This window comes from Roseiflexus castenholzii DSM 13941, assembly GCF_000017805.1.
GTDB lineage: Bacteria > Chloroflexota > Chloroflexia > Chloroflexales > Roseiflexaceae > Roseiflexus > Roseiflexus castenholzii.
The window spans coordinates 4,577,891-4,596,794 of record NC_009767.1 but is presented as its reverse complement, the minus strand read 5'-3'; the positions used below and the strand labels follow the sequence as shown (position 1 = coordinate 4,596,794).

17 protein-coding genes are annotated in these 18,904 nt (G+C 58.5%); 8 read left to right on the top strand and 9 right to left on the bottom strand.

Annotated elements, in window-relative coordinates:
- The first annotated feature begins 20 nt into the window (after positions 1 to 20).
- Genes RCAS_RS18235 through der form a run of 3 tightly spaced genes read left to right on the top strand, consistent with a single transcriptional unit; the run spans position 21 to position 4,780 of the window.
- The gene (locus tag RCAS_RS18235) at positions 21 to 1,568 is read left to right on the top strand and encodes a DUF512 domain-containing protein (protein ID WP_012122001.1); all 1,548 of its coding nucleotides are present in this window, start codon (positions 21 to 23) and stop codon (positions 1,566 to 1,568) included.
- A 33-nt stretch (positions 1,569 to 1,601) separates the two neighbouring features.
- Positions 1,602 to 3,290, top strand: coding sequence for an HD domain-containing phosphohydrolase (locus tag RCAS_RS18230; RefSeq protein WP_012122000.1), 1,689 nt, complete (start codon positions 1,602 to 1,604; stop codon positions 3,288 to 3,290).
- Between the two features lie 5 nt (positions 3,291 to 3,295).
- Complete coding sequence (gene der / locus RCAS_RS18225) at positions 3,296 to 4,780, top strand: ribosome biogenesis GTPase Der (protein WP_012121999.1); 1,485 nt, start codon at positions 3,296 to 3,298, stop codon at positions 4,778 to 4,780.
- On the opposite strand, the gene RCAS_RS18220 is transcribed toward der, so the two are convergent.
- Complete coding sequence (locus RCAS_RS18220) at positions 4,781 to 5,200, bottom strand: FHA domain-containing protein (RefSeq protein WP_012121998.1); 420 nt, start codon at positions 5,198 to 5,200, stop codon at positions 4,781 to 4,783.
- A gap of 70 nt (positions 5,201 to 5,270) precedes the next feature.
- Positions 5,271 to 6,338 (bottom strand): radical SAM protein, encoded by a 1,068-nt coding sequence (locus RCAS_RS18215; protein WP_232280262.1) that lies wholly within the window; start codon positions 6,336 to 6,338, stop codon positions 5,271 to 5,273.
- A 74-nt stretch (positions 6,339 to 6,412) separates the two neighbouring features.
- Here RCAS_RS18215 and lepB point away from each other — a divergent pair, with 74 nt between their 5' ends.
- Positions 6,413 to 7,144 carry a signal peptidase I gene (lepB, locus tag RCAS_RS18210; protein ID WP_012121996.1) on the top strand — a complete coding sequence of 244 codons (732 nt, stop codon included), beginning with the start codon at positions 6,413 to 6,415 and terminating at the stop codon, positions 7,142 to 7,144.
- A 21-nt stretch (positions 7,145 to 7,165) separates the two neighbouring features.
- Positions 7,166 to 8,323: a glycosyltransferase family 4 protein gene (locus tag RCAS_RS18205; RefSeq protein ID WP_012121995.1), complete on the top strand. Its 1,158-nt coding sequence runs from the start codon at positions 7,166 to 7,168 to the stop codon at positions 8,321 to 8,323.
- Positions 8,324 to 9,472: 1,149 nt separating this feature from the next.
- On the opposite strand, the gene RCAS_RS18200 is transcribed toward RCAS_RS18205, so the two are convergent.
- From RCAS_RS18200 to RCAS_RS18170, 7 genes are all read right to left on the bottom strand, one after another.
- Positions 9,473 to 10,615, bottom strand: a complete 1,143-nt coding sequence (locus RCAS_RS18200) for a glycoside hydrolase 5 family protein (RefSeq protein ID WP_012121993.1) — start codon at positions 10,613 to 10,615, stop codon at positions 9,473 to 9,475.
- 447 nt (positions 10,616 to 11,062) lie between these two features.
- A complete protein-coding gene (locus RCAS_RS18195) occupies positions 11,063 to 12,529 on the bottom strand; it encodes a dihydroorotase (RefSeq protein ID WP_012121992.1) in 1,467 nt (488 codons plus the stop codon).
- A 31-nt stretch (positions 12,530 to 12,560) separates the two neighbouring features.
- Positions 12,561 to 13,763: a CaiB/BaiF CoA transferase family protein gene (locus tag RCAS_RS18190; RefSeq protein WP_012121991.1), complete on the bottom strand. Its 1,203-nt coding sequence runs from the start codon at positions 13,761 to 13,763 to the stop codon at positions 12,561 to 12,563.
- A 49-nt stretch (positions 13,764 to 13,812) separates the two neighbouring features.
- Positions 13,813 to 14,325, bottom strand: coding sequence for a 3-isopropylmalate dehydratase small subunit (locus RCAS_RS18185; protein ID WP_012121990.1), 513 nt, complete (start codon positions 14,323 to 14,325; stop codon positions 13,813 to 13,815).
- A gap of 9 nt (positions 14,326 to 14,334) precedes the next feature.
- Positions 14,335 to 15,567, bottom strand: a complete 1,233-nt coding sequence (locus RCAS_RS18180; RefSeq protein WP_012121989.1) for a 3-isopropylmalate dehydratase large subunit — start codon at positions 15,565 to 15,567, stop codon at positions 14,335 to 14,337.
- A 35-nt stretch (positions 15,568 to 15,602) separates the two neighbouring features.
- Positions 15,603 to 16,496 carry a hydroxymethylglutaryl-CoA lyase gene (locus tag RCAS_RS18175; RefSeq protein WP_012121988.1) on the bottom strand — a complete coding sequence of 298 codons (894 nt, stop codon included), beginning with the start codon at positions 16,494 to 16,496 and terminating at the stop codon, positions 15,603 to 15,605.
- Between the two features lie 18 nt (positions 16,497 to 16,514).
- A complete protein-coding gene (locus tag RCAS_RS18170) occupies positions 16,515 to 16,988 on the bottom strand; it encodes a peroxiredoxin (RefSeq protein WP_012121987.1) in 474 nt (157 codons plus the stop codon).
- Positions 16,989 to 17,093: 105 nt separating this feature from the next.
- Here RCAS_RS18170 and RCAS_RS18165 point away from each other — a divergent pair, with 105 nt between their 5' ends.
- From RCAS_RS18165 to RCAS_RS18155, 3 genes are read left to right on the top strand one after another with little or no spacing between them, the layout of a single operon-like run.
- A complete protein-coding gene (locus RCAS_RS18165; RefSeq protein ID WP_012121986.1) occupies positions 17,094 to 17,570 on the top strand; it encodes a PPC domain-containing DNA-binding protein in 477 nt (158 codons plus the stop codon).
- A gap of 55 nt (positions 17,571 to 17,625) precedes the next feature.
- Positions 17,626 to 18,078 (top strand): hypothetical protein, encoded by a 453-nt coding sequence (locus RCAS_RS18160; RefSeq protein ID WP_012121985.1) that lies wholly within the window; start codon positions 17,626 to 17,628, stop codon positions 18,076 to 18,078.
- A gap of 5 nt (positions 18,079 to 18,083) precedes the next feature.
- Positions 18,084 to 18,899 carry a DUF3891 family protein gene (locus RCAS_RS18155; RefSeq protein ID WP_012121984.1) on the top strand — a complete coding sequence of 272 codons (816 nt, stop codon included), beginning with the start codon at positions 18,084 to 18,086 and terminating at the stop codon, positions 18,897 to 18,899.
- Positions 18,900 to 18,904 lie beyond the last annotated feature (5 nt).

Sequence of the window (18,904 nt, the reverse complement as noted above, 5' to 3'; positions counted from 1 at the left end):
TACTGTTTAATGGGTGCGGCATGAACCGCACCACCATTTTTGTTGGTCCTGCGTGCATATCGATGGAATATCAACCCGACCTGAAACGGATTACCGGCGAGGGGGGCGAAATTGCGTCGGTCGTTCCCGGAAGCATTGCTGCCGAAATCGGTCTCCAACCAGGTGATGTGATACTGGCAGTGGATGACCTGCGCCTGCGCGATGTGATCGACTATCGCTTTGCAATTGCCGAGGACTCGGTTGAATTGCTGGTGCGTCGCGGCGATGAGGAGTTCATCTGCGAGATCGAAAAGGATGCTGATGAGGACCTTGGCATCGAATTCGTCGAACCGCTCTTCGACCGCCTGCGCACCTGCAACAATAAATGTCCCTTCTGCTTTCTGACCCAGATGCCGAAGGGGTTGCGGCGTTCGCTCTATCTGAAGGACGACGATTACCGTTTGGGTTTTCTGTACGGTAATTTCGTCACGTTCACCAACCTGACCGAAGACGACTGGCGTCGCATCGAGCAGCAGCGCCTTAGCCCGCAGTATCTTTCGGTGCATGCGACCGATCGCGCATTGCGCGCCGTGCTGCTGGGGAAGCCGGATGTGCCGGATGTGTTGGAGCAGATCCGGCGTCTTGGTCGCATCGGCATCACGGTTCACACGCAGATCGTGGCGCTGCCGGAGATCAACGATGGCGCGGCCCTGCACCAGAGCATCCGCGATCTGGCAGACCTCTATCCGATTGTGCAGACCATTGCGGTTGTGCCGGTGGGGTTGACGAAGTATCGCTTCGACGGAAAACGTCCGCAGACGATCAAAGCCGCAATTGCGATTCACGAAACGCCCGAATGGGTCGATGCCACGTGGGAACGACAGCCGCGTTGGGACGACGCCGTGCGTTTGAATGAGGCGCAGGTGGCGAACCTTGGGTACTGTGCGCGCCAGATCGTTGCTGCCGATGTGCCGATGCGCTGTTATCGTCCTGATGAAGCGTCGCGGATCATCGATCTGGTCGAGGCGTATCAGCAGGAGTTTCGCCGTTGCCACGGCGTTGGCATTGTGTATGCTTCCGACGAATTCTACCTGCTGTGCGGGCGCGATCTGCCGCCGGCCGCCGATTATGACGGTATGCCGCAGTATTCCAATGGTGTTGGCATGACGCGCGATTTTCTCGATGGATGGGCGAAAGCGCAGCGTCGGCTGCCCGCGCGTCTGCCCCAACGTACCGAACTGACGATCGTGTGCGGGACGTTGATCGCGCCGATCCTGCAACGGGTTGTTGATCGCCTGAACCGAATTGGCAACCTGGAGGTTCGCTTACTGCCGGTGGTGAACCGGTTCTTCGGCGAAACGGTGACCGTTTCGGGATTGCTCATGGGACAGGATGTTGCGCCTGCCATCCGTGAGGCAGGCGCGCGACGAGCGCTGTTGCCGCGAGTGATGTTCGATCACGCCGGTGTGCGCACCATTGACGAATACACCGTCGAACGCATCAGCGCCGAGAGTGGCGCTGCCGTCGCCGTCGCCAGCGAGCCGGATGAAATTGTACGGTACGTGCGGGCATTAAGGGTCGCGCGATGAAGGCGCCCGTATCGGTGTAAGGGAGGTGACATCGTGGATCACGACCTGACGATACACCGCGTCTTGAATGTGATTCAGCGCGCCACCCAAACGGCTTCACAAACTCACCTGACTGCGCTGCTCGACCGCACCCTCGATCTGTTTGTTGAAGAAGCGCATGCCGAAGCCGGAACGCTCTATCTGTACGACCCGGAACATGATGCGCTCGTCTTTCACGTTGTCAAGGGTGACGCGGCGAGCCAGCGATTGCTTGGCATGCGCATTCCGGCGAGCCGTGGGGTAGCGGGCGCTGCGCTGCGTGCGCGTGAGCCGATCTTCGTCCACAATGTTGCCGAAGACCCGCGTTGGGACCGGAGCATCGGCGAACTGGCATCACTCCAGTTGCGCACCATGTACTGCCTGCCGTTGATCATCGATGATCGACCGGTTGGTGTGGTGCAGGTCTTCAATCTGCCCGCTGACGCAATCGATGCCGATGAAGAACTGATACTGCTCCGCATCCTGGGCAATGTGATGGTGAATGTCATCGACAAGACGCGCCTGCTCGATGAGACCCATCGCCGTGAACGGCGGCAGCGCGCGCTGGCGGATATTGCCGCGCGCTTGACAACGACGCTGGATCGTCAACAGTTATTGACCCTGATCATGGACTATGCCCGTGACCTGCTCAACTGCGAGGCGACGTCGGTATGGGAAATCGACGATGAAGACGAGCCGAACCCGGTGCTGCGCTCTCATGTCGCCACCGGATCGCGCGGCGAAAAAGTCACCGGCGTCACGGTGCCGTTTGGGCAGGGGATCATCGGGCATGTCGTTGCGACCGGCGCAATCATCCGGTTGGACGATGTGCGCAACGACGCGCGTCATTACCAGGGGGTCGATCAGCAGAGCGGCTTTGAGACGCGCTCGATCCTCTGTGTGCCGCTCCACGCGCCGAGCATCGAACTCGGCGCGGAGCGTGGTCGTGTCGAAGCGCGCATCATCGGCGGCGCCCAGGCGCTCAACAAAATCGGCGGTCCGTTCACCGATGATGACGTCGCCTTGTTCGAGGCGTTTGCCAACCTTGCGGCGACGGTGTTGCAACTCTCGCGTCTGTATGCCGATACGCAAAACCTGCTGCTCGGCATGATCAAGGCGCTCGTCGAAGCTGTGGATGCGCGTGACCGCAACAATCAGCGCCACTCGCGCCGTGTCTCCGATTTTTCGGTTGCTATCGCGGAAGAATTGGGGTTGTCCGATGAGCAAATCTTCCATGTGCGCCTTGGCAGCCTGCTCCACGACATCGGGAAGATTGGCGTGCCGGACGCGATCCTCGACAAGCCGGGGCGCCTGACCGACGAAGAATTGGTCGAGATGCGCAGCCACACGACAAAGGGCTATGAGATCATGAGCCAGGAGGAACTCAAGCGTCTGCTGCGCGTCGAATTGCCGGCGCTCTTGCAGCACCACGAACGGCTCGACGGTAACGGCTATCCACACGGCATCTCCGGCGACCGGATTTCCTGGATTGCGCGGATTGTTGCCGTCGCCGATGTGTTCGATGCGCTGACCAGCACTCGACCGTACAAGGAACCCTGGAGTGCAGAGCGCGCGATTGCGTATCTTACAGAACGCAAGGGGGTCGAGTTCGATGCCGCCTGCGTCGAGGCGCTTGCGCGCGCGCGCGCAAAGGGGCATCCGCTGGTCAAAACGCAGGTCGAGCGTGCTATGGAAAGGGGGTGAAGGACATGAAACCGATTGTTGCGCTCGTCGGACGCCCGAACGTCGGCAAATCGACCCTGTTCAACCGATTGATCGGCGAACGCCGCGCCATTGTGGAGGATATTCCCGGCACCACGCGCGACCGGCTCTATGGTGATACGGAGTGGAATGGTCGCGTGTTTACCGTCGTCGATACCGCCGGTCTGCTTCTCGACGAAGACGATCTGACGCCGGGCACCCCGCAACTGGAGATTGCGCGCCGGGTGCGCGAACAGGCGGAACTGGCAATCGCCGAATCTGATGCGATTATCTTCATAGTTGACAGTCGTGAAGGATTGACCGCAGCCGATGCCGCTGTCGCCGAGGTGCTGCGCCGCACCGACAAGCCGGTTGTGCTTGCCGCCAATAAAGCCGACAACCACGAACGGGCAATGAATGCGGTTGAGTTCTATGCATTGAACCTGGGCGAACCCATTCCGATGAGCGCCTACCACGGCATTGGCGTCGGTGATGTGCTTGACCGGGTGACCGAGGCGTTGCCTGTGGTTGAAATGGAAGAGGATGAGACGGCGGTCAAGATTGCGATTGTGGGACGCCCGAATGTCGGGAAATCGTCGCTGCTCAACCGCCTGATCGGACAGGAACGCAGCGTCGTGAGCGATATTCCCGGCACCACGCGCGACAGCATCGACACGCCAATCGAGATCGGTGGCGTCCGGGCATTGCTGATCGATACCGCCGGCATCCGACGGCGCGGCAAGATTGATCGTGGTCTGGAGCGATATAGCGTGATGCGCGCGCTACGCGCCATCGAACGCGCTGATGTTGCGCTGCTGCTCATCGATGCGACCGAAGGCGTCACAGCGCAGGATACGCATATTGCCGGCATGATCCTCGAGTCGCTGAAAGGCGTGGCTATTCTGGTCAATAAATGGGACCTGGTTGTGAAGGACGCCTATACCTTCGACCAGTTCAGCCGCCACGTCCGCGAGGCATTCAAGTTCATGTCATACGCGCCGCTGCTCTTTATTTCGGCGAAGACCGGTCAGCGCGTCGATAAGGTGTTGCCGCTGGCGCTGGATATTGCGCGAAACCGGCAGCGCCGCATTCCAACGTCCGAACTCAACACGCTGCTTCGGCGCGCCGTGTATGAACATCCGCCAACAGCAGTCCACAAAGGTGCGCATCTTCGGCTCTACTATGCAACCCAGCCACAGGTTGCGCCGCCGGTCTTTTTGTTTTTCGCCAATCAGGCGGAGCAGGTGCACTGGGGGTATGCGCGCTATCTGGAAAATCGCATCCGCGAGCAATACGATTTCACCGGTACGCCGATCAAGATCGTGTTCCGTACACGCGCGAAGCGCGAGGAACGCGGCAACCTATCGGCGTCCCGCACACGCGCCGTCCCTGCAATCCGCGTCCATCGCGCTGCGTCGCCCGACGAGCGCGTCGAAATCTGGGATCAGGACGATTTCGATGATGAAGCCGAAGTTTACTGGACGAACGAGTAGTTACGATGCCTCAGGCAGCGGAACTGTCGGCAGGGCGCCAATGCGCGACAGCGATCCTGGGGCGTGATAGGTGATCGTATAGGGACCGATAGAGCAAAACATGCTGTCGCGCAGGAGGTGCGGCACATGCGGCGCAAGGCGGCGACCATCGACGAATGTGCCGTTGGCGCTGCCGACATCGACCACCATCACCCCTTCCGGGCAGGGATGGAACTCGGCGTGGCGGCGCGAGACCCCCTCGTAGCTTAACACCAGATCGTTGCTGAGCGCGCGCCCGACCGTGATCACTACCTCACCCAGCACCATCCGACGTTCGATCACGCCATCACGACGGATAACCAGACGCGCCGCTCCAGGTCCTGCCTGCACCGGCAAGTCGCTTCGCGTACTGTCCGGTTGTTGCCCGGAACTATTGTTCATGAGCGTGCTCCTGAACTCCACCGCTGCATGCGATTGTATTCTGGCTCGCGGTGTTCGTCAAATGATGATGCTATGCACGTTTAAAGATCGACGTGCGCACATGAAGGTCAGCGCCGCATGTTCTGCAACGCCCGTCTTCAATGCCTGTCACGCGTGTGATGCCGCCGCTGCGCTCGATAACGACCGACATGCACGATGGGCAGACCGTCGCCTGTCCTGGTTCTGGACCGTACACATAGATCAATCCCGCCTCTGCGCCTATCCGACGCGCGCGCGCGACCGCTGCGGCAGCCGCTGCGCCAGCATCGCCGGGGATGACGTGCCATGGCGTGAACGGGCTGAGCGCCGTGAGGATCCAGTCAACCAGACCGTGAATCTGGTCAGGCGAATCGTTTACGCCGGGATGCAGGCGGGTAACGACTTCGACATGGCAGTGCCAGCGATGAAAGGCGTGGGATGCGACCTCCAGAACGCCGCGCCATCGTTCCACACCGGCAAGGCGTCGATATGCGGCATCGTCGAATGCGCGCAGTTCCAGGCACATGCCATCCAGATAGTGCCCGATCTGATCGAGCGCTTCCATCGTCAGAAACCCGCTGGTTACAAGCCCCGTGTATCGGCTGGTCGCGCGCGCCGTGCGGAGCAGGTCGAACACATACTCGTGCGCCACCGAGGGATCGCTGTAACTCCAGACAATTCCTCGACACAGACGATCCAGGGCAAAGGTCGCAGCGCGCTCCGGTGCAAGACGTCGTTGCTGCCGTTCATCTGATGGGATTGCTCCATATTGCCCGCGATGCTGATCTTCGGGAAACGCATACCCCCAACCGCCAAGCGTCAGCACCTGGGTGCCCGGGAAAAAGTGCCAGAACCGGTGTTCGTCAATTGGTCCAACCGTTGCAACACTGATAAGACCATCATTGTGGATGGCAATGCCATGCGCATCACGGGCGCGCACCCTGCATCGTCCGGCATGGTGCGGCTTCAATTCACAATGCCATTGACAGACATTGCAGCGTAACGTCTCATCATCGAGCGCTTGAACAAGACTGGTATAGCGCATGGGGTCACCTGCTAGCATTCTGGCGCCTGATCGGGTATAATCCTGACCATGCTGCGCCCGGCGCAGCGCTGGCATGAAGTTCAATTATAAATCCTTAGCAACCGGTCTGTTGCTCGACAATCGAGCACAGTCGGCCCGTTCACAAGCGTATGGACGAAACCCCACTGCGTCGCCGGCTTGGATTGGATCGCCCTTCAATAGCCGATCATCCGGTCGAGGCGGTCGATACACCCGCCGTCGCTCCCTCCCCGACGCCAGCAGTTCGCAGTATTGTGCGCGAGATGCTGGAAACTGCCATCTTTATTCTGCTGGTCTTTTTGATTGTGCGCGGAGCGATTCAGAATTTCAAGATCGAGGGCCAGAGTATGGAACCCAATCTGCACAGCGGGCAGTATATTCTGGTCAATAAACTGATCTTCTTCCATGTTGATCTGAATGCGCCGCTTCGCCTGCTGCCCGGCAATGCCGATCTGCCGCCGCGGGTGGTCTATCCCTTTCGCACCCCGCGCCGGGGTGATGTGGTGGTGTTCGAGTATCCGCGCGACATGAGCAAGGATTATATCAAGCGCGTCATCGCGCTGCCGGGCGAAACGGTCGAAATTCGAGACGGTCGCGTGTATATCAATGGCATTCTGCTCGATGAGCCATATCTTCAGGGTATCACCACCGTATGCCGCTTCGAAGACCCGTGCGCTCGTGGTCCGGTAGTGGTTGATCCCGGAACGGTCTTCGTTATGGGAGACAATCGCGCCAACAGCAGTGATTCGCGCGAGTGGGACGACTTGCCGCTGGACCGCATCATTGGACAGGCATGGATTTCGTACTGGCCGCGTGAGCATTGGGGGGTCATCCCTTCACCGACGTATGCTGCGTTGCCGTAACCTATTATAAATGAATCGCGCATGCACGTCGCTATCAATGCGCATCTTCTTGCCCATACGCGCACCTTTCGGCGCGCCGGGGTATCGAACTATGTTGAGGCGCTGCTCATTCATCTGGGAGCGATCGACCGTCAGAACCAGTACACGGTATATACGACGCGCGGCCTCGACAATGGAGCGCTCGGATTGCCGTCCAACTTCTATGTGCAGCCCAGCCGCCTCCCGACGATCAATCCGCGCGTTCGCATTCCGTGGGAGCAACTGTTGGCGCCGGCGCTGCTTCGCTTCGCTCGCGCCGATGTGTACCATGGGGTGCTCAACGTTATGCCCCTCGTCTGCCCGGTTCCATCGGTCGTCACTATTCACGATCTGAGCGCGTTTCTGTTTCCGCAGACCTTTCGCCGCGTCAACCGGATCTATACCCGATGGGCGATCCGGGTTGCCGCGCGCCGCGCCCGCTATCTTCTGGCGGTGTCGGAGTTTACCCGGCGCGAGATTGTGCGCTGGCTCCACGTTCCGCCAGAGCGCGTAGTGGTGACGCCCAACGCTGCGGATGCACGCTTCGCGCCTCCCGATCCAACCACGCTCGAGGCGTTTCGTCGCCGTGCCGGGTTGCCCGACCGGTTTGTGTTGTTCCTCGGCACGCTTGAGCCGCGCAAGAATCTGACACTGCTCCTGGAAGCATATGCCCGGATTGTGCGCGATGTTGATGCGCCGCTGATCATCGGCGGCGCAAAGGGATGGCTGTACGAGCCGATCCTGGCGCGCGCTGAACAACTTGGACTCGGCGACCGGCTCCGCTTCGTCGGGTATATCGACCAGGAGGATCAAGCGCTCTGGTATGCGGCGGCTACGATCTTTGTCTTTCCGTCGTTGTATGAAGGGTTTGGCATGCCGCCGCTCGAGGCGATGGCATGCGGCACGCCGGTGATCGTCAGCAGTAGCAGTAGCCTCCCCGAAGTGGTGGGGGCGATTGATGGACATCCCGATCAGGCGGCAGCGCTCATTGTGCCGCCAACCGACGCCGATGCGCTGGCGGAGGCGATGTTGCGACTGCTCTCCGATGCAGAGTTGCGCGCCGAGTTGCGCGCCCGCGGGCTTGCGCGCGCGCGTTGCTTCTCCTGGCGCACGACGGCGGAGCGAACGCTGGAGGTGTACCGGCAAGCAGCATGTGGGTGAGGAATGAGGAGTGAGGCGTGAGGCGTGAGAGTGGAAGAGGGAGCAGGCCTGACCCTTGAGGTCTGGGGGAAGGCGACAGGTTGAAGGTGGAACCACTCTGAACCCCTCTGCGCCTCTGTGGTTCAAAAATGGGTGCAAACGTTGCAGGTTGGCAGGCGGATAGAGGCACACGGCATTCCCCTGATCATACAGATATGTCTCAAACACACGCGAAGCGTCCCGCTATGAGCGAGTTCCGGCAAGCGCATCACTGGCTTCTTCCAATGGTATATGCCTGGTTTGCTGCATTCTGGCGCCAGCGCTCAGGTGTTCGCCAATTCCCTCTCATCGCCCGGTTTCCCGTGTCCGTGTCCAGGTTCTCTCACCGCAGGCTGAGCATCCCGGTTCTCAGTTCTCAGTTCTCAGTTCTCGGTTCTCAGTTCTCAGTTCTCATCACTCGCATCTTTATCATCATCTCACTCGCCATAGCACTCTCAGGAACACCCGCGTCGTCGGCGGCGGAACCGGCGCATGCTCACCCGTTCGTGCGCCCGGCATTCGCAGCACAGATGGAAACGTTACGTCCCATCATTCTCGATGCAGCGGCGCGTCACAACGATCCGGCAGTTTCAGGAATGGACGATGCGACGTTTGCGGAAATCATGGCACTCGTTCTCTATAATGAGCATTTTGGCTGGCTGGAAGAGGCGGTTCCGCCATTGCGCCCGCTAACGCCGTGGTATCAAGCGGCGCAGATGACGCTCAACGCCTTCGGCGCCAACCTGACCGTCTGGCCCAGCAACATTCGCCCTTCGGTGGCGCTCGAAATGCTGCGCGACGAACTGCCGGTCAAAGGCTCACACGAACCGCTCATCATCACCCTGCATGTTGCGGGAAGTCGGATCGATCCGGCGCGCTATCGCGCGCAGACAGAATTGTACGCCGCCATCAACCGCGAACTGATTCAGCCCACGCTGGCGGTCGAATATCTGGCAGCCAATCTTGAGCGTGGCGTATATCGCGCGCGTCACGAAGGCGTCCCGGTTACGTGGCAGGCACTCGCTGCCTGGCACAATCAGGGGATCGTCGCGCCCGAAGATATCGCCGCCAACCCCACCGCCCGCGATTATGTGCGGCGCGCTGCGGTTTACCGCGATCTGGCACGCATGTTCATTGCCGCAGATCTATCGGCACGGCATAGTCGCGCACTGCCCAATAGATCGCCTTCGGCGTTCCATCAGCCGCAACAAAGTTCCAGTTATCCTGATAGGTGCGCGCCTGCCACGGGGTGCTGAACTGCCAGAGGCACATTGCTTCCAGCCAGGTCCATTCCAGCGCCATCCGGTACGCGCCAATCGTCCAGCGCACCCGTTGCGACGGGCGCACCGCCGCTGACCAGCGCGGGTGGTCGTTCCACCCCCCTTCGGTAATGAAGATCGGTTTGCGTCCGTCCCCCAGATAGGTGAGCAGGTCGTGGATGAGTTCAACGCGCCGGAAATTGACCTCCTCCGGCGCTGGCGGCGCATCGTGCGGTTGCTGCGCGCCATAGTTGTGGACAGCCCAGGCATCGAACCAGGGTGCAGCGCCGGCGGCGTACAATTCGGTGATGTAGCGCAGATCGCCCATTCGCACCTCGGCATTGTCGCCAAGATCGCCGCCGGGTGAGAGCGCTCCGGCAATGACAACGGCATCGGGCACAGCAGATTTGACGCGCGGGTAAACGGCCTTCAGCAACGCGGCGTAGCCGGCCGGATCGGGTGTCCGTCGTCCCCACTCAAATGCCAGGTTTGGTTCGTTCCAGATGATGATGTGGCGCACGCCATCGGCGCGGTAGCGCCGAAGGAATGCCGCCGCATATGCGGCAAAATCAGCATAGTGCGCCTCGTCGAGGTAGCGGTCATTCGAGTCGCGCGGGCGCGCCCACTGCGGCACAATGTCGAGCCGGGCGATCACCTGCAACCCTTGACGCGCCGCATGGCGCACCACCAGATCGGCGCCGGTCCAGTCGAACCCGAAGCGCGAGCGCGGCTGCACATATGCCCAAGGGAAGAGATCAACGATCCAGCGCGCGCCCATCTCACGCACCTGTTCGAGCGTGCGCCGGATATACCCCTCGTCGCCGATGCCAGTGAGGCGCGTATGAATGCCGATCTTCGGGTTAATCGTCACAACCCGTTGTTGCGGCGGCAGGTGCAGGGATCGTGGCGCGCGCACTGCCCAGAACTCAGCGGCGGCTGCGGCGAGCGCCAGCGGTGCAGTGAGGAGCAGCCGGCGGTGACGCTTCCAGGTGGTGGAATTGATAGGAATATTCATCTATGTTCCGTGATGTACGCCTGCTTCGGTCTGGTTCAGTGCACAGGCGCCGGAGCATCGGGCTTCAGCGGTTGCCGGTCGCAAACGCCAGCGCTTTTGCCAACGATACCAATTCCCTGTGACCATCCGGCATGGTCACCCCGATCAGAGCGAGGGGTCTTGCGCGACCCGCTTAGATTCCTCGCTGCGCTCGGAATGACCAGTCGCTGCGCTCGGAATGACCAGTCGCTGCGCTCGGAATGACCAGTCGCTGCGCTCGGAATGACCAGTCGCTGCGCTCGGAATGACCAGTCGCTGCGCTCGGAATGACAAGTCGCTGCGCTCGGAATGACACGCATGCGGCATCTTCAATCGTCATTGGTAGAATTGTATGCCGAAAGTTGTGTCAATTTCGCAGGGGTTGTCGTGCAGAAAGCATCGAGTTCGCACAAGCAGATGAACGAATGGCTACCCCCGCATGGGCCGATGGAGATACCGGCCCTCCGGCGCCCCCACAATCTGACCATTGGCAAACACTGTCTGTCCGCGCACGAAGGTATACTTTACACGACCGGTCAACTCAATGCCCTCGAAGGGGGTATAGCCCTGCGCCGAGAACGAGTTGGCGGCATGGATCGTCCAGCGCTCAGATGGATCGAGCAGAGCAAGATCAGCATCATACCCTGCGGCTATATCGCCTTTGCGGCTCAATCCAAACCGCCGTGCCGGATTGCCGGAAACCAGCGCAGCAACGCGATTGGGCGACAGGCCGCGCCGGACCCCTTCACTATACAGAGCCGGCAACAGATATTCGCTGCCACCAAAACCCGCTTTGGCCAGCCAGATATTGCCGGGATCGGTTGCCGCCACTTTCATATCACGCGGGCAATTAGCGTGGTCGGTCACGACCCACTGCACCGTCCCATCCAACACTTTCTCCCAGAGATATTCGACATCTTCCCGTGGGCGAATGGGCGGATTTACTTTTGCCCAAACCCCCATTGGACAATCGGTGTCGAGCAAAAGATGTCCTGCCGTAACCTCGATCCCAAAGTCCACATCCGGGTAGGCGCTCCGGCAGCGCAGGGTTGCTTCCATCGCCTCGCGCGAACTGATATGCAGAATGTTTACGTGACGCAAACCGGCAGCATGCGCCATAGCGCCGACGATACTGATCGCAATCGCTTCCGAATGCGGCGGTCGGGCTGCGCTATACGCAGCCAAACCCTGGAGATGGTCCTCATGGCGAATCTTCTTCTCATAAGCGCGCAGAATCTCCGGTGTCTCGCAGTGAAAACTAACCTGAATAAGCGGCGCCAATTCTGGATACGCGCGTTGCAACCGTGCCGCCTCACGGCAAATACAGTCGAAGTGGGCCAGATCGTAATGATCGCCCTCTTTGAGCATCAACCACTGCGCCTGCGTATCAGAGCGGCCATGGAGTCCGTGCAGACCATAGAACATAAACACCTCGCCGAAATTCGGCGCGCCGTATGCGCATACGATACGCTCCATTTCGGCAATGTGATCGCTGCTGATCGGCGACACGTGATAGCCGTAATCGCAGTAAAAACGTCCAGAAGAGACGTGCAGCAACTCGTCCATAAAATCGCCGCACGGACCGGACCGGTTCAGATAGAGACTGCCGGTGCGCACATAGGTGAGCAAGGTTGTCACACCACCCGACACCGCAGCGGCCGATTCGGTCGGAGCGTCGATACTGGGATGCTGATAAATGCCGATGTGGGTGTGCGAGTCAATTGCACCGGGGAAGGCCAGCCATTCGTTCCCATCAACAACCGTATACGCTTCGGCCGGATCAAGATAGCGCTCAACAGCCGCAAACATGCCATCCTTGATGCCGATGTCGAGCAATGGCGTTTCATTACTATTGGGACGAACGACACGAACCTTCTTAATGATCGTATCGAACATATTTAGTCTCTCCTTCATTGGCAAACTATCGCTATGAACCGCCATTAGTCATCACAATCACACCGGCCCGACTCAATGCCGCCATTTCAGCATCCGTGTATCCCAACTCAGCCAACACCTCGCCGGTATGGGCGCCAACCGGCGGCAACGATTGATCTGAATGGCAATGATTGCCATCGAGCAGCATGGGCAAACGGGGCAGCCGGGTATGGACGCTGCCGGGCAATTCGACTTCAACGAGGATATTGCTCTGCAACAAGTGCGGATCGGTGAAGAGGTCTTCCGGTCGCGCTACTGGTGCAAAAGGTATCCCTGCCTGTTCACAACGGCGTAGAATCTCGTCACTTGACAATGACACGAAGAACTGCTCGAGCAGCGGCAATAACCGCTCACGCTCATTGATGCGTTGGTTATTCGTGGCTAAGCGCGGATCGTCCAACAAGTCCTCGCGACCAAACGCCATGCAAAACTGTCGCCAATGTTTATCGCTGGTAATACCGATGAAAATCTGTTGTCCATCGGCGCTGGTGAAGGTGCGGTAAACAGACCATGCACTGACGCGGGCCGGCATTGGTGGAACCGGCGTTTTAGTAAGCGCGGCGTAGGCCATATGATGTCCCATCACGAAGGCGGCAGTTTCAAACAGACCACTCTGCACCAAACGGCCACGTCCATCCTGAGCACGCTCGTGCAGCGCTGTGATCACTCCTAGCGCGCCAAATAAGCCACTCATAATATCAATAACCGAAGCGCCGGCGCGCAGCGGTTGGCCCGGCGGACCAGTCATGTAGGCGAGGCCGGACATCATCTGCACCACCTCATCGAGCGCAAGCCGCTTCTCGTAGGGACCCGGCAAAAATCCTTTGAGCGAACAGTAGATCAGACGTGGATTTATCGTAGCGACATCGCGATAGGCGAGTCCCAGTCGCTCCATAACGCCGGGGCTAAAATTTTCGATGATGACATCGGCTTGAGCGACCATGCGCTTCACAATGTCAAGACCGGCGGCAGTTTTGAGATCGATTGCAACACTGCGCTTACCGCGATTAAAGAAAGGAAAATACCCCATTCCGAAGCCTTTGAGCCGGCGCGTATCGTCGCCATCAGGAGCACGCTCAACCCGTGTCACTGTTGCGCCTAATTCGGCGAGCACCAGACCGCACGCTGGGCCAAGCACGGCGTGGGACAATTCAATCACACGAACACCGCGCAAAAACTGTACGCCTTGATTCACAGACAGCTCCTTTGCTTGTGTTACCGCTGGCAATGATGCCTTGTCGCCGTTAAGTCGCTGCGCATTCCATCTCGTAATCGCCATATTGACGTAGATAGTTGACCAACCCGCCTGCGCGCAAAATCGCCACCATCACCGGCGGCATTCTGGCGCTACGATAGACGCAACCGGAGGTTTCATCAACCACCAGACCTTGCTCAAGATCAACCCATACACAATGGCCGTCCAGAATAGCGTGATCAGGCGCTTCGACCAAAGGTAACCCGATATTGATCGCATTGCGATAAAAGATACCGGCAAAGGAACGAGCAATCACCACACTGATCCCGGCAACTTTCAGAGCGATTGCCGCCTGTTCTCGGGAACTGCCGGCGCCAAAATGATAGCCGGCGACGAACACATCACCCGGACGCACTCGGCTGGCGAAGTTGGGATCAAGGTCCTCGAGCACATGCGCTGCCAGCGTCTGCGCATCGAGCGTCTTGGTGTATTTGCCGGGAATAATGCGATCAGTATCGATGTTATCGCCATAGACGTGGGCGATGCCGCGAAAGACGCTCATTGAGCCTCCTCAGAGTACGTCAGCAGGATCGGTAATGACGCCGCGCAGTGCCGAAGCTGCCACAACTGCCGGCGACGCGAGATAAATGCTGGCGTGCGGATTACCCATACGTCCCCGGAAGTTGCGATTCGTGCTGGTGATGACATTCTCGCCATTACCGGGAATCCCCTGATGGGTACCGACGCAAGGACCACACCCGGCGGTGATGAAGGTTGCGCCCGATTCGGTGAGAGTGGCAATAGTGCCGTCTTGCAGCGCCATCATGAAGACTTGCCGTGATGCAGGCGCGATAATGAGGCGCACGCCGGGGGCGAGTTTGCGCCCTTGTAATACCGCTGCTGCTGCGCGCAGATCTTCGAGACGACTGTTGGTGCAAGAACCGATGAATGCCATCTGGATCGGCGTACCCGCTACTTCATCGATGGGAACCACATTGCTGGGCGCATGCGGAATAGCCACTTGTGGGAGCAGATGGTCCACGTTGAATGAATAGACAACACTATAGACCGCATCCGGATCGGGGTGAATTGGATCGAATCGGTATGGCAAGTCTAATCCTTGCAGGTCGACAAATGCCGTCAGCGCCCCCATTTCAGCAGTCATATTGGCCAGCGTCATTCGCGAAGCGAGGCTCAATGAGCGAATTGCCGAACCGGTGAACTCAACCGCCTGATACCGTGCGCCATCAGCGCCAATCTGCCTGACCAGAAATAAGACGAGATCCTTCGCGCTCACACCGGTGCGCAACGTGCCGTCCAGCACAATCTTGATACTTGCAGGCGTCTTGAGCCACGTCTTTCCGGTCAACCATGCGGCTGCCAGATCGGTTGAGCCGACACCCATAGCAAACGCGCCAAGCGCCCCATACGTTGGAGTATGGGAATCGGCGCCAAGAATGATCTGGCCAGGACGCACGTGATCATATTCAACCATCAACTGATGGCAGATACCCTCGCCAACATCATATAAGACACATCCCATCTCACGCCCAAAGGCGCGCATCAGAGCGTGAAGATTGCTCACCTGCTCATTCGGCGCCGGAGCGGCATGGTCAATCACCAACACAACACGCGACGGATCCCACAAACGAACCCCACCCATCTCACGGAAGGCCTTAATCGCCAATGGAGCGGTTGCGTCGGTTGCCATTGCGCCATCAATCGCAACAATTGCAATCTCGTTCGCCATGACCTGACGCCCTGCATGGTGCGACACAACCTTTTCTGCAATCGTTTGCCCCATATGGTTATCCGGCAATGTATGCGGCGATGCCGCAACTACTGCAATCGATAGAGCTTACCGGGCAAATCGCGGGCAAGGCAGGCACTGATGATCCGCGAACATTCAGCCGCCTTGCGCCAATCGATAGCAGTGGCAATCCCCACCTGTTCGAGCATGTAGACCGTATCTTCAGTTGCAATGTTGCCGGCAGCGCCGGCAATGAACGGGCAACCGCCAAGACCGCCGAAAGCCGTATCGAACCGGGTAACGCCGTACTGCAATGCCATTAATACATTGGCTAACCCCATACCGCGCGTATCGTGGAGATGGAGCGTCACCGGCACATGCACACGCGGCAGCACCGTATCAAGCATGTGCGCTACCTGGCGTGGGTTTGCCATACCGGTCGAGTCGGCCAGCGCTAACTCATCCACACCAAGGCTCAGCACATAATCAACCATTCGCACCACCCGGTCGAGCGGAATATTTCCTTCGTAAACACAACCAAATGCGCACTGCACACCGGCTCGCACGGCAAGACCATGCGCGCGTGCAGCCGTCACCATTGCCGCCACCTGCTCGAGCGCCTCGGTCAGACTCAGACCGGCATTTTTCCGACTGTGCGTGTCACTGGCTGAAATACCGATATCAACCTGCATCAGACCGGCGGCGCCCGCCCGTTCGACCCCGCGCACATTGAGCGCCAAACCTGAATAGATGACGCCGGGTGATCGGGGGAGTTCGGCGCACAACGATTCCGCATCCGCCATTTGCGGCACACGTCGGGGATTCACGAAAGAGGCTACCTGAATATGTCGTACACCGGCTGCGATCAGCCGATGGATCAGCGCAATCTTAGTTGCTGTTGGAATGATGATCGCCTCATTTTGCAAGCCGTCGCGCAAACCGACTTCGATAATATCAACCTGTGCAGGCAGGCGCAATGTCATACCGGCTCCGGCATCGTGTCACTGCTCAAGCGCCGACAACACTTCAGCAGTATGTTCACGCACGTCCACATTCGGAAACACTCGTTGCACAACACCCTGTTCATCAATAATGAACGTGGTGCGCAACACACCGGTGTAGGTCACCTCCGTGCCGTCTTCACGCCGAACCTGATGTGTTCCCCACACGCCATAGAGATCACTCACTCGATGGTCGGCATCGGCGACTAAGAGGTAGGGAAGGTGGTGCTTATCGTGAAATGCCGCCTGCGCCGTCACGGTGTCTGGACTGACCCCGACCACAATCGCGCTACGTGCACGGATTTCGGCATAGCTATCACGAAAACTGCATGCTTCTGTCGTACATGTCGGGGTGTCGGCTTTGGGGTAAAAGAAGAGCACCACCTTCTGTCCACGTAACGAAGAGAGTTGAAACGGTTCGCCGCTCTGTGTCGTTGCGATAAAGTCGGGCGCCTTTTCTCCGATTGCTGGCATACGCATACGCTCCGTAGTGTTGTGTGAGACGAGTTGACGTTTCAGGTAAGTTGTTATAACATTACAACATAGTGTTCACCTTGTCAATAGACGAAGGAGCCGATTGTGCCGGTCGTCGCACATCAAGAGGCAGTTCCACGCCATCGGGTCCTGGCGGTCGTCCTATGCGATGGCGCCGATCTGCACCAGGCGCTGACTGAAATTGCAATGACGCATCACATCACCGCAGCAATCGTCCACATGCTCGGTGGGTTGCGCGAGGTTGCGCTTGTCGAAACCGATGTTGCCACCGGGCTAAAAAAGCCGCCGCTTGTATTTCGCCGTCACCTTGAAATTATCGGCGGCAGTGGCATGATAAGCCTGCACAACCAAACACCGCACATCCATCTGCACCTTACTCTTGCCTATCAAGACGCGGAACACCTGCACGGCGTCACCGTGATTGGCGGTCATGTCGCGTATGCAACGGCCCATGCGGTCGAAGCGCTCATTCATTGTTACGATGGCCTGGCGCTGATCCGCCAACCTGATCGGCGCACCGGCTTGCCGCTCTGGAGTTTGACCGCTGGCGCTTGTTCGTGATGCGTCAGCGCGCCCGGTTTCGATGGCTTATTGGAAATGGAACAAGGAGGGCAGGATGTACGATTATGGCACAGCATCGGAACGGCCTTACCAGTGCTTTATGGGACGCTGGGAGGGTTTGTGCAAGACGTTTGATCCGCAAGGACGCTTTCTCGAAAGCTCAGCGGTTCATATGAACGTCTACTGGATCGGACCGAATACGTGGCATCTCCACGAGCATTTTGAGAATTTGTATGGCGTTGGTGAAACGATCTATGAAACTGACATCACGGTTGAAGGTCTCACCTGTTATGCTGAAAGCCCACAAGTTAAAATCATCGGCGCTCGATTGACTGCTTACAACTACATTTTTACCATTGAAAGTGCGGTCACAAACACCACGGTGTACAACAATCATTACTTTCTCGACCGCAACACCCGTCGCATCATGACCCACAAAGTGCGTGATGGGCAGACCGTCGTGTTCCAGATTCAAGATTTTGTACGGGTCGATGGTATTCAGGAGTAGCGCCGATGATTGTACAGACTGCGTCGGCCGGTGCGCCTCACTTTGTCGTCACCCAGATCGATCACGCTCGGATGTCGGGCGAATTGGCTGCACTGTTCGGCAATGAACAATTTGCTCGCCCTGAACCGTGGGATTTGATCGTCTACACGATTACTCATCATGATGAAGGATGGGCGGATGTCGATGCAGCCCCGGATCGCGATCCGCACACCGGCCTCGTATATCATCTGACCAAAACGCCGTTAGACCGGCTCATGATCACCAGTCAACAATCACCGAATTTCAATGAGCGCCATCATCCTTTCTGCGGCATTCTGTCAAGCATGCACTCGTGGGGACTGTATAACGGCCGCTACGGGCTATCCGATAAGATTTTCATCAATGCGATTGAGCCGGCGCAACGGCCTGCGGTGCAGGCGATGCTTGACGCTGAATTACGTCGCCAAGAGCGTTTGAAGCAGACCTTGCGCAGTAATCCCGTTACTGCGGCATGGGCTGAGGATGGTCGGCTGTTTTGGTCCTACAAACTGCTGCAACTGTTCGACACCCTGGCCCTCTTTTTTCAGACAACGCATGCCGCAGCGCGTGTGCCAACACAGTTTCTCCATGTTCCGGTTAACGGCGTGCGTGATACAACGCTGACTGTCACACCGGTCGCATCTGATGTCGCTACTGTCGCGCCCTGGCCCTTCGCAACAGCACAAGTAACTGTGTGTTGTCGCGGTCGTCTGATGACGCCACAGCCGGCCGACGTCGATGTCGCGGCGCTCTTTGCTTCATTGCCGTTGACCGAGCAATGGTACACGCTGATACCGGCATAAGGAGC